Source organism: Thiocystis violacea, assembly GCF_016583575.1.
In the GTDB taxonomy this organism is placed as follows: Bacteria; Pseudomonadota; Gammaproteobacteria; order Chromatiales; family Chromatiaceae; genus Thiocystis; species Thiocystis violacea.
Genome location: NZ_NRRG01000145.1, coordinates 1 through 1,183, shown reverse-complemented (window position 1 = coordinate 1,183; position 1,183 = coordinate 1). Strand labels below are relative to the sequence as shown.

Sequence of the window (1,183 nt, the reverse complement as noted above, 5' to 3'; positions counted from 1 at the left end):
GGCCGCGATGCGCCATCTGCTCCGGCAGCGCATGGAGCTTGAAGTAGAAGAGGCCGATGCCGATGACGGCCAGCAGCACGAAAAAGCCCATCACCACGAACAGCACGTCGGTCTCCCCAGGCGCCGTGACGAAGGGAGGCAGGTGATGGATCGCGGCCGGGTGTAATGGGTCCGCCATCGGCGAATCTCCTGGAGTGTGGTTGATGTCGGGTGCCCAAGGCGAGTCGTACCCGGTCACGAAGCCGGAGCTTCGTGACCGGAACATCGACCGCGGCTAGCGGAACCGCACCTCTCCGCTGATGGCGCGTATGTAGGTCGCGCTGACGCTGTCGCCTGGCGCGAGTGCGTCGAGCACGGATGGATCCTTGACCTTGAACGTCATCGGCTTCTCGGGCGTCATGATCGTCACGCTGGAGTTGGCCGCGTCCACGGCCCGCACGACACCCGTGACCGTCAGGGAATCGATCATCATGCCGGCCGGCTTCGTGCCTGGATCCCGTACCACCGTGGACTGGGTCGTGACGCCCATCGCGTCCGCGTCGGCGCCCTTCTGGAGATCGACCAGGATGAGATCGGTCTGGGTGATGGTGAGCTTGTTGCCGATCTTGATCTGGTCGAGCCGTTGAACCTCATCGGGGACGTGCAGCACCTCGAAGCGTCCCTCGGGCGTCTTGATGGTCAGCAGGCGTCGCTCTTGATTGACCACCGTCACCGTGCCGGTCAGCTCGGTGGAAGCCGCGGCGCCCGCGACCGGCAGGGTCTCGGCCTGCGCCATGGGCAGCGCACCCACAAGACTCAGGGTCAGGCCAAGGGCGAGATTGAATGGGCGTTTCATGGTCATGCAAAGGCTCCTAAAGGTTGACTGGCGGGGTGAAGGCTCGATGAAGACAAGGCGTCGGCGGACCGCCGGCGCCTTGGTCAGACTCAGTGTATCAATGGACTCTTGGGATCAGTTGGGCGAGTCGACGACGATGTACTGGACGCTGGTCCCGGCGTATTGCGGTCGATACCAGGTCGAGCCGCATTGCTGATAGGTGACCCCATTGGCGTAGACCGTCGTGCAGGACGGCGGCAGGGAATAGATCACCGAGCCGACCACCGCCGCCGTGGTGGCGACCGCGACGCCTGCCGCGACCGGGTGATTCCAGGCGGCACGCGGCGGGGGCGGGCGATAGGCTCCGGC

At 65.0% G+C, this 1,183-nt stretch carries 1 protein-coding gene and 1 pseudogene; both read right to left on the bottom strand.

The genetic code is table 11. The annotated features are described in order from the left end of the window. Window positions 1-274: 274 nt before the first annotated feature. Window positions 275-841: a copper-binding protein gene (locus CKO27_RS23855; protein ID WP_242471111.1), complete on the bottom strand. Its 567-nt coding sequence runs from the start codon at window positions 839-841 to the stop codon at window positions 275-277. A 108-nt stretch (window positions 842-949) separates the two neighbouring features. Continuing rightward, window positions 950-1,183 (bottom strand): annotated as a pseudogene (locus tag CKO27_RS23850) (hypothetical protein); the annotation flags it as partial.